At 53.9% G+C, this 10,032-nt stretch carries 10 protein-coding genes and 1 pseudogene; 1 reads left to right on the top strand and 10 read right to left on the bottom strand.

Going from position 1 to position 10,032, the window contains the following annotated elements; all coding sequences use genetic code 11:
* Positions 1-27: 27 nt before the first annotated feature.
* The 4 genes and pseudogenes from E0F99_RS18940 to E0F99_RS18925 all read right to left on the bottom strand — a co-directional run.
* Positions 28-1,137, bottom strand: a pseudogene (locus E0F99_RS18940) (phage terminase large subunit family protein); the annotation flags it as partial.
* Positions 1,100-1,654, bottom strand: coding sequence for a terminase small subunit (locus tag E0F99_RS18935; protein ID WP_083358853.1), 555 nt, complete (start codon positions 1,652-1,654; stop codon positions 1,100-1,102). The gene E0F99_RS18935 and the pseudogene E0F99_RS18940, both read right to left, overlap by 38 nt.
* A 199-nt stretch (positions 1,655-1,853) precedes the next feature.
* Positions 1,854-2,591 carry a hypothetical protein gene (locus E0F99_RS18930; RefSeq protein WP_083358854.1) on the bottom strand — a complete coding sequence of 246 codons (738 nt, stop codon included), beginning with the start codon at positions 2,589-2,591 and terminating at the stop codon, positions 1,854-1,856.
* A gap of 23 nt (positions 2,592-2,614) precedes the next feature.
* The gene (locus E0F99_RS18925; protein WP_083358855.1) at positions 2,615-2,959 is read right to left on the bottom strand and encodes a phage holin family protein; all 345 of its coding nucleotides are present in this window, start codon (positions 2,957-2,959) and stop codon (positions 2,615-2,617) included.
* A gap of 288 nt (positions 2,960-3,247) precedes the next feature.
* On the opposite strand from E0F99_RS18925, the gene E0F99_RS18920 reads away from it, so the two are divergent.
* Entirely contained in the window at positions 3,248-5,068 is a 1,821-nt protein-coding gene (locus tag E0F99_RS18920; protein ID WP_083358856.1) for a P-loop NTPase family protein, read from the top strand.
* A 62-nt stretch (positions 5,069-5,130) separates the two neighbouring features.
* On the opposite strand, the gene E0F99_RS18915 is transcribed toward E0F99_RS18920, so the two are convergent.
* From E0F99_RS18915 to E0F99_RS18885, 6 genes are all read right to left on the bottom strand, one after another.
* Positions 5,131-5,520, bottom strand: a complete 390-nt coding sequence (locus E0F99_RS18915; RefSeq protein ID WP_173667121.1) for an antiterminator Q family protein — start codon at positions 5,518-5,520, stop codon at positions 5,131-5,133.
* Between the two features lie 296 nt (positions 5,521-5,816).
* Positions 5,817-7,145 carry a tyrosine-type recombinase/integrase gene (locus E0F99_RS18905; protein WP_130908867.1) on the bottom strand — a complete coding sequence of 443 codons (1,329 nt, stop codon included), beginning with the start codon at positions 7,143-7,145 and terminating at the stop codon, positions 5,817-5,819.
* Positions 7,142-7,351, bottom strand: coding sequence for a hypothetical protein (locus E0F99_RS18900; protein WP_083358859.1), 210 nt, complete (start codon positions 7,349-7,351; stop codon positions 7,142-7,144). The genes E0F99_RS18905 and E0F99_RS18900 overlap by 4 nt, the downstream gene beginning before the upstream one ends.
* Complete coding sequence (gene dnaB, locus E0F99_RS18895) at positions 7,351-8,721, bottom strand: replicative DNA helicase (RefSeq protein ID WP_083358860.1); 1,371 nt, start codon at positions 8,719-8,721, stop codon at positions 7,351-7,353. The genes E0F99_RS18900 and dnaB overlap by 1 nt, the downstream gene beginning before the upstream one ends.
* Positions 8,714-9,421, bottom strand: coding sequence for a helix-turn-helix domain-containing protein (locus E0F99_RS18890; RefSeq protein WP_083358861.1), 708 nt, complete (start codon positions 9,419-9,421; stop codon positions 8,714-8,716). The genes dnaB and E0F99_RS18890 overlap by 8 nt, the downstream gene beginning before the upstream one ends.
* Entirely contained in the window at positions 9,418-9,642 is a 225-nt protein-coding gene (locus E0F99_RS18885; protein WP_130908866.1) for a hypothetical protein, read from the bottom strand. The genes E0F99_RS18890 and E0F99_RS18885 overlap by 4 nt, the downstream gene beginning before the upstream one ends.
* Positions 9,643-10,032: the final 390 nt, after the last annotated feature.

The raw sequence follows: 10,032 nt of genomic DNA, 5'->3' as shown, positions 1-10,032 counted from the left end.
GGCCATGTGTGGGTCAATGTACATCTAGAGCCTGCCCCGAACTTTACCGACCTTCAGGCACTCGCTGACAACCGACGCCCAGGGGACGAACTCCGAATACACGGTCCAGATGTGAAAGGTGACGGAACGCGGCGTAGTGATTGGCTGATCATCAGCCGAAAACCACTCCATGCCGTCTCGAGTCCAAATGCCTTGGCGCTCGCAGATGTAGCGCCCAGTAACCGACGCCTGAATCATTTCGTGGTACTCAAACGAGCAACCGTTGCCGGACTCGCACAAGTACCAGGCTTTTTCTACCTGGCCGTAGCCGTCGAGTCGCCAGCGCATACCGTAAGGCTTGTCGAAGGCGCCCCACTTCAGGTGCTGCTCTGTGCCGCAGCACGGGCACTTGATGTTGAACCGCAGGAAGTGCGGCGACTCATCGGCTGCGCGGCTGATTTGGCAGCCCTCCCCCACTGACTCGTCATCCTCGCCGCCGGCAACGATCACCCCGGGCGTTGATCCACGAATTGACTTAGGGAATGTCGCACCCTCAAGGCGCTTATCCCCCAGCATCGTCGGGGAGCCTTCGCCTTCAATATCGGCGTCGAACTTCGACAGCTCGTCGTAAATCACTTCGTCCGGGCTTTTCTCCCGGTAGTTACGCGCGGCCTTGCCACCCAGGCACCAAAGCATTTTCGAGTTATCAAAACGCTTTTCGTCCAGGGTGTTATCCCGGTGCTTCACGCCGTACCAGGGCGCCAAGGCGCGCACCAGGGGAACGTCACGAATCATCGTTTCGATGTGCCGTTTCATCATGGTGTCGGCATCGGGGTCCGTCGGGCACCACGACAACACGTTGCGTTTCTTGTGCTGGATTTTGTAGCCCTTGTTGGCTACCAGCATCTTGGTATAGCCAACCCGCGCAGACTTCAGCACGTTGACTACAGCTATCAGGTCATTGCCCATGGCGTTGAGAATCGCGACCTGAAACGGCGCCGTGGTCCATCGCCCCTCTTGATAGGACGATTCGGACGACAGGTAAAAATGCTTATCGGCCCACTCAACCGCCGTGAGTGGCGGTTCCTTGTAGAGACCTGTCAGGCCCTTACGGACGCTATCAATCAGCGCCCTCATCCAGGGCTTCGACGAACTCATCTAGAAGCTCCGGCAAGGTGTCGGCCAGGTTGACCGCTTCGTTCCGCGTAACGGCTATTTCACGTTGGATAGCCTCGATATGACGCACCTCGATTTCCGGGTGCTTGCGTTTCACTTTGATGTGAATGGTGTCCAGGGTTGAGCCGAGCATTGCGCTCAACTTGCCCAGGGCGAACAAGCAAAAATCCACCGGCACCAGCTTTTTGGCCTTCACCCGATTACGCATTTCCTGTGCGTCGGCTTGCTCAGTGGTCAACCGTAATTTCTGCTGCGCTTGTTTGTACTCAATCAGCGGATCAATGGGTTGCCCGTCACCATCGAGCGGTTGTTGTTTCTCGCCCTTGTGAACCAGACGGTTATCCAGCACAGAACGCACGTCGTAAAACGACTCCCGCCCGATCTTGGCGATGGGCGTGACGCCCCATTTATCGAAGGCTTGTGTGGTAATACCGAGGCTGTCAGCCATGCGTGACTTGTTCAGCCACTCAGGCTTACGGGTGATAGATTGATTAGCCATAACTACACAACAACCAACCTTTGAAAATGGGTCATATATAGCGAAGACGCGGGGCCCGAATTACCCCCATGAGGGGTGGGGGTCCTGGAGTACCTTCGGTTTTTCGTGTCGGTCGACGTGTCAAGTGAAAAAGGGGATGAAATCGAAGAAAATGCTACTTTTTTCACCTCTTTCTCTGACTTCCCATCGACTACAGCCATCAACGAGCCGAAGCCATCGCTTCAGCCCAGGCGGTGGCAGCGTCAGCCTGATAGTTCGCGTTGACAATGTTCTGCCCGATCTTGAAGAACGGGAAAATGGCTCGATACTTGGGCGCTGAATCGCTAAAGATGAACACTGGCCGCACTGCATCACCCATGCCCATCGATTTGCGCTCCCACACACCCTGCGTGCCGTCGACATCACCCGAGAAGAACCGATGGGCGTTGCCCTTGCGGCGACTCCTGGCGCTGCCGCTGGCGTTTGCCTGATATCCCCGCGTGGACTCAGCAGCACCCAGGCCCGACAGGATCCTCATCATCGTGCCGCGTGATACGTTGCCGTACTGATTCATAAAAGCCGTAGTGGGTACGGCGAATTGACCGCTGCGCATGATGCCCCGCGCTATCAACGATTTTTCGAACCGCTTGTGAGGCCGCAGACCACCACTCACCGCCTGCTGTAGGTAGGTGTCGGCAGGAATGCCCGACGCCCAAGAGTCTTTGAAGTAGACCTCCGCAGCTCGCGCCTTGGTGGCCATCTTTACGAACAGGCTATTCAGCGTGGTCGGGGTTGGCCGGTCCAGGCGTTTCTGCATCACCGTGATTGTGCCCTTCTTGACCCGCTGGGCCAGTAAGGTCGCGGTGCGAGCCATCACAAATGGGATGTGCTTTTTCTCTAGCTCCCGCATGCCCGCAGAAACAGGGAAAGCGTCCAGCGACATGTCGACCTTGAACATCGTCCCTCCCCTGTTCTGTCGATTTACTGCCCGTTAGTTGTACGGCCTGTAGCCGGGTCGCTAACGCCGGCCTTGCGCGCCAGGAATTGTGTGTAGAGGCCTCCTGCAACGTCTGCGCCTATCACGGCGATTACGATGCCCAAGCCGGCGGCCAGGTAGAGGTTGTTCCAAAGGGCCATGGCGAGCAGCAAGGTGGCCATACCCAAAAGTCCAGAAGCGAGGAAGCGCAGTGCTACTCGCTGAAGGATTTGGCGAAGGCCCAGGTCGCTCCCTGATGCGCGGAGCATTTCTCCAGACAAACCGGCGAGGCTCAGCAGAACCAACAACCACAGGGGCACATCGGTCAGTGCCTGATGCTCGGAGTTCATCTTAAGTCCTCGAATAGGTCGGCCTCCACGTCACTGGCATCCGCTTTAGGCAAGGAGACAGGCGTGGGCCGAAAACAAAAAAGCCCCGCTCAATGGCAGGGCTTGTAAAGAGAAGCAAAAAAAACCGGCCTAATGGCCGGGTTTTGGAGGCGTCTCGCTGCGTTCACAGCAATCCACGCTGCTATCAAAACAGATCTATTCCGCGCGGAAAAGTGTTTTTTCCTATACTCATAAAAGGTAGATTAAAGTAACGATAAGCACCCCCATATAGAGCATGGAAGTCGACGAATGAATGATCATGAATCCGCTTTAGACAATGAGCTAGAAAAGCACTCTCATCTAAAGGTATACCTAGACTACTACAAGACACTTGCAAGCCCAGGATATGGCGTATTGGTAACAGGAGACTGGGGCTCAGGAAAAACGCACCAAGTAAGAAATATATTAAAAACTGATGAATTTCACTATATCAGTTTATTTGGCACACAGACCACAGAGGAAATTTATTCCGCTGTTTATGCAAAGATGTTTCCACTACAATCGGCCGCCAAGAATATTGCCACCTCTAGCAATGGCGCAGGTGCAGGTTCGATCAATATTGGAGGACTCGTCTCCGGCGTGGCAAGCGCCTTTATACGAGAGCAAGTTAAAAACGACAAAATAATTGTATTTGACGACCTAGAGCGAAGCAGAATAAAAACTAACGACCTCTTAGGAGTATTCAATAAATATATTGAACATCACGGATGCAGGGTAATTGTACTTGCGCACGACAAAAAAATAACAGAAACACTTAAAGACATAAAAGAAAAAGTCTTCGGCCAAACAATTTCCATCACCCCTCAAACATCTGAAGCCTTTGAAGAATTCGCAAGCAAAATCACGGACAAAGATATAGCGGCAACAATCAAAAAAATAAAATCAGTGATTCTAGATATATTCAATCAGTCTGAAACTTATTCTCTCCGCATACTTAAACATTCCCTAGACGATCTAACTAGATTGCTAGAACTATTATCCCCAACACACAGAGAAAACGAAAAAGCCATAACAGAACTTAGTGGTTTTTTCCTCGCACTAAGCTTGGAAGTTAGGTCCGGCCGGCTAAATGATTCCGACTTGACAGATCGAGAAGATACAATTTTCAAACATAAAATGTCAGTACGCAGAAGTGCAAGTGAAACCCCGCCCCCTATATACATTGCGTCTGAGAAGTACAAAGATATTGATCTGGGAAACCGGATACTGAATGATGAAACACTTATAAAATTACTTACAAAGGGAATTTATTCGAAAAAAAGCATCCATGAATCGCTGGATCAAAGTTTGTACTTCACTAAGGCAGAGGATTTACCTGCTTGGTTGGTTTTTATGAAGTTCGACGAACTGAGCGAGGCTGAGTCTAGTGATGCAGCGGCAAAGTTGATACAACAATTCGACGCAAGAGAAATAGAAATCCCAGGAGAAATCCGGCACCTGTTTTCACTTAGATTTTTACTCTCAGAAATGGGCTTGTTACCTAGAAATTATGATCAAATCGAGGCTGAATGCAAAAAATATATGGACGATCTCCTTTCATCAAACAAGGTAGAACCATTCAAATTACACTATAGCTCTTTCGAAGACATCATGCGTGATAGTTTCGACGGATACGGTTATTGGGTCGAGGAAGACTACAGGCAGCATTTCGAAAGAGTAAGTGATTACATTCGAGAAACTCAAGACCGCGCCACAAAACAGCACTACCCCGCAGTTGCCAAATTACTTCTCAAATTAGTATTAACTGACGGCATTGCATTTGCTGAAAAAATAAGCTACAAAAATGGGGAATTTAGCGAGTATTCCGATATCGACATCCTGTCAAGCATTGATCCTAGCGACTTCGTGCAAGAGTGGATGGGTTCACCAGCGAACAACTGGATCCATATAAGTAAAGGCCTTGTGAAAAGATATTCATCTAACCAGCTATCATCGACACTTGCAAGTGAAAGAGACTGGATGAAAGAGGTTATCAAACTATTAATAAAAGAAGAAAAAAAGTCTAAGGGCGTTAGACAAAAAAGAATAAGCCGCGCTTTATCTCTGAATTTGAACTCAATATCATTGTAAGTATAAAAACCAACTACTTGAGTAAAGGCCGAGCTGATCAGCGGCCTTTACTCATGAGAAAATTATGCTGCAACTCGTAGAAAGTTTATAGCACAATCAATCCAAGCAGCGCCTGCCCTGGCCAACTCTCTCGTTTTACCTTCGCTAATCCCATAATGCTTACCCACGCGCGCCATAGGCCATTTGGCACCGAAGTAAAGCCAAATAATTTCACCCATCTGCTGATCTCTATGGGCCAGCTTAGAAACCGCTGAATCGATTAGAATCGCCCAGTCATCAGTAATGCAATAGCTCTTCGACGACGACGCTTGCGGCATAACCTGCCGCATCAAAGCAAAAGTCGGAGAGGTGTAGCCAGGCACCCCCATCCCGTCCATCCTCCACCAGCCCCACTGTTCCAGCAAGTATTCGGTATCTCCCATGGGCCGGCCAGCCGGCTTACGAATCATCATGCTCTCAATCCCCTGTGTAATTTGTTCCGCCTGCTCCCAGGCGGTTTGGTTGCTCGTATTGGCTCTGTGGCCCTATCGGTGTTGGAGGAATCTTTAACGCCAAGACTTCGCGCTGTACCTGCTGCAATTTGAAACTCAATTGGGTGACCAACTCGTCGACAGAAAGCACCAACTTGGTCCCCTGAACAACCCAACCTGAGCCGTTGCAATCCGTGCAAACCAGCTCATAACCCCCCCCCGCCACTACCGCCCTACCCTTGCAGATCGAGCAAGGTTCAAGCTCGATCCGCTCCCGCTTAAAGCCAGGCCCCTGTCGTTTCTGCACGTTTTAAAACCTCGCCCTTAACAAATTGTGGTTCTGGCTCGCAGGCCCCGCCGTTCAAGGCGTCTACGAGGTTTTGCGAATCTTCATATCTAACGCCTGTCTGCGCGTGAATCGCCTTGAAACCGCGCGCGTCTAACCAGTCGTGCCACTTCACCAACGCCAGGCGGCGTTGCTCTGTGGCCTGGGTGTTGATGTACGTCGAGGCGATCTTGCCCAGTGAATGGTTCAGCAGCATCTCGCCGATGTGGCCGTCAACGCCGAGGTCGGTCCAGGCAGTGCGCGCCACCTTGCGCAGGTCGTGACTGGTCCAGGCGCCCTGCCCTAACCGGGTGAATACGGCGCTCGCTTGGTTGTCGCTCAGCGGCTTGCCACGGCGTGACGGGAACAGAAAGGCTCCTTCGTAACCCTGGGCGGTTTGACGTTCGCGGTAATGGCGCAGCAGTGCACACACTTGGTCGGTCAGTGGTACGCGTAGCTCGGTCTTGCTCTTGGTGTGTTCGGCGGGCAGGAACCATTCGCGCTCAGGCAGCGCAATGTCAGCCCACCGCGCCTGTCGGGTTTCACCGATCCGGGTGCCGTGGCACAACATCATCAAGGCCAGCATGGCGTCACCTGGCGCGCTGTCAAAGCGCTCAGCCAGCAGCGTCACCAACTCGGGCACCTGCACATCGCGCAGCCGGGCGGGCTTGGGCTGGATGCGCGCCGTGGTGAAGTGGCTGAACTTGAGTTCGGCCGCAGGGTTAAAAGGGATCAGGTCCAACTTGCGCGCCTGACGGAAGGCCATGGCGACCAGGCGAAACAGCTGCTGAACGTACGACAGCGACAGCTCCTCCTGGGCTGGCCACATCAGCAACTTGTCCAAGGTCTGGGCGCTCACGTCAGCGAGCGGCAAATCATCCAGACGCGGCTTGAGCTGGCAACTGATCGCGGACTTGATCGCTTTCCGGCGTTTATCGGACAACGCGCGCGACTTGGCCATGCGCTCACCGAACCAGTCGAGCAGTTCCCCCACCATCACCCACCCCGAAACGCTGGCGGCACCATCGGCGGCTACGCGCAGTCGCACCGCCGGCAAGGCCGCGATGACTTGTTTTGTGTTCAGGTCAGGAAAGGCGCCGATGCGGTGCCATTGGCGGTTGTTTAGCAAGTACCAAGAGCCGCGCGTGCGGTTCTTCGCGAAACGAAAATGCAGGGCCGGGTGACTGGCGTCCCGCAGGTCGCGCACATGCTCAAGCTTGGCATTGCGGGCAATCTCAGCGTCCGACAGCTTCACCGTGAGGGTTTGGATTTGCGTGCTCAAAACGCGCCCTCTTCCGGATTAAGTAGGTCGATAACCTCAAACGTCGACGGCCACATCTGGCCGCCGTATCGAACTGCCATGGCCTGATCGAAAAAGAGCGCCAGTGCATGATCCGGCGCACTTCCCAGGTCGATCTTGGAAGAGCAGCAATACACCGCATAGCGGTAGAGGGCAGGTTTGGGAACGGCAAGGCGGGAATCAGCCATCAGATTTTTTCCTTTGATTTGTAGCGGTCGCGCATGCTGCTGACCTTTTCGGGTTTGCTCGGCTCAACCCAACCAGCCGCGAGCTGTTCGAATCGGCTGTACTGACCGAGGAAGGCGGCACGCACGGTGCCGCCGGCAATGTCACGGCCCTTGCCGATAATGATTTCGGCAATGCCTTTGGCTTCGGAGTGTTCGTGGTAGACCTCGTCGCGGTACACGAACAAGATGATGTCCGCGTCCTGCTCGATGGCGCCGGATTCGCGCAGGTCAGAACACAGCGGGCGCTTGTTGGGCCGCTCTTCGCATTTACGGGAGAGCTGGCTGAGCAGAATCACCGGAACGCCCAGTTCGCGGGCCATGAGCTTCGCGGTGCGTGTCATATGGCTGACTTCCTGCTCACGACTGGACGTGCGCGAGTCGGACTCCACCAATTGCAAGTAGTCGATGACAATGAGGTCCAGGCCGTACCGACGCTTATGGCGGCGAGCCGCCGAACGCAGTCGATTCATTGACATCGACGCGCGATCCGACAGGTACAGATTCGACTTCTTGAGCTTGCCGGCGGCACTCATCAGCTCGGCGCCGTGAGTGTTAGGGGCTTTGCCATTTTTGATCAGCTGTAACGGCACTCGCCCTTCGGACGCCATGAAGCGATCCATCAAGCCCGTGTTGTCCATTTCCAGACTGAACGCCATCACGCTTTTGCCATCACGGATAGCCGCGTGAGACGCGATGTTCATCGCGAGCGTGGTTTTGCCCATGGCCGGACGGCCGGCAATGACGATCAGTTGGCCAGGCTTGAGCCCTTGCAGCTTCTCGTCCAAATCAGGAATGCCCGTGGACAAGCCGTCAATTTCGTCACCACGATCAGCCCGGGCCTGCAGCACCTCAATGTAGTCGTTGAGAAAGTCCTCAGCCTTGACCACTTCGGATGTAGCCGATTGGCTGTCAATGGCGTGGGACTCAGCCTGTACCGCTGCAACCTTGTCAGCCGCTGGCTGGTCACCGTAGGCGATGTCGTTGATCCGCACGCTCAGCTCGATGATCGACCTATCCAGGCTACGCTCACGAACCGTTCCGGCGTAGGAAGCGGCGTTCGCAACACTCGGTGTATTGCGGGCAATTTCTGCCGCGTAAGCAAACGAATTCGCTCCTCCAGACAGATCCCCCACGTATACACCGACTGTCACGATATCGACGGGATGGCCGTCACCGTGCAAGGCCAAAATCCCTCGATACAGTTCAGCATTGTCCTCGTAGTAAAAGTCCTCAGGCGCCAAGTCGGCAGCGAGTATGTCGATCAACTCAGGGCGCAAGAGCATGGCCCCCAGCACGCCGTGTTCGGCTTCCAGACTGTAGGGATCACGCATTGTAATTACCCTCCACGACCTTCACGAAGTTGCTCGGGGCAATCAGCCAATCGAAGTTGCAGCGAAAAGGACTACCACCAGAGGCTGAAACCTTGCCCATCAGAAACTCGCTGGAGCGCACCAGGGCGAAGTACTCGGCCCAGAAACTGAGATCCTGATGAACATCGCTTTCGTTCCAACGCGCGTTGACCTTGGCAATTCGATCCTTGGTCAACAACATGACCCTAGGAAATTCCGGGATCGTTGCGTTGAACAAATCGACGATTGCCTGGGTTGGGCATTTCGACTTCGAAATTTTCGTTGGTTGCTCAGCTCCAACAAGAGGTGATGGTTCACTTGATGGTTCTATTACGGTTCTGGGTGCGGCTGCTGCGGGGGTTTGCGTCGTGAGCTGCGGGGGTGGTGGTGCATCTGGCGCGGGGTGCGCCGCTTGCGGGGGTGCATAAGATGCGGGGGTCAGTGTGTAAATCGTCGAACGCCCCATCCGTTCCCGGACAGACAAAAGACCTACCTGGCCGAGCCACTTTATGGCGGCCTGAACAGTCCTTTCAGCAAGGCAAGTACGCTCAGAGATACGAGCTACGGAAGGCCAGCAAACACCCTCGTCGTTCGCATTGTCAGCCAGCGAGATTAGGACTGCTTTTTGCGGGCCACTCATGCCTTGCAACGGCCAGCACAGGCTCATGATGATGGTACTCATGCGGGAACATCCTGGGCAGGTGCCAGGGACGCCTTCAAGTAATCGAGGCATTCACGGCGGAATTGAGACTTGGATGCATGCGAATACTGTCCGCCGATCATGAGGGCGGCCTTCATTGCGGCGGATTGATTTTTAGCGAGGTGTCGAGAACCCTTTTCAGGGGCGTCGGAGAGTGTCGCGACATATCCGGAAGGATTGACGACGGGGGCGTTATTGATCATTATTGACCTCGAAATAAAGTTGTACCAAGCCGCCCTGCCAGGCGGCTTTTTTATGTCTGGGCTTTAAGTACTGGATGTCTTAACAGCTAATACAAAGCACTGATGTCACTGCGTGTTCGGTTGCATAATTGGTCAGTAATCAGTACGCACCGAGCAGCACTTTGCGAGCAATTGGAACGAGGTCAGGCCGAAGCCCAGCGATGGTTATTTCTCCCGCTGAGGCGTCCTGAAGGCGCTCAGCAAGATCAGCTGAAGCTTGCCGGTGCCCGCCCGCCAATTGCCGAAGATGCCCGACGGTGGTTCCAGCCTTCTTAGCTGTGGCTTCACGCTCATCAGCGGTCTTGCGGGCGAGCCATCCCCGTAGATGGTCATTCATAGGTGCCTCTCCGT

This window comes from Pseudomonas antarctica, from assembly GCF_900624995.1.
GTDB classification, from domain to species: domain Bacteria; phylum Pseudomonadota; class Gammaproteobacteria; order Pseudomonadales; family Pseudomonadaceae; genus Aquipseudomonas; species Aquipseudomonas antarctica.
The sequence above is the reverse complement of the archived record's forward strand: the minus strand, read 5'-3'. Positions and strand labels throughout refer to the sequence as shown.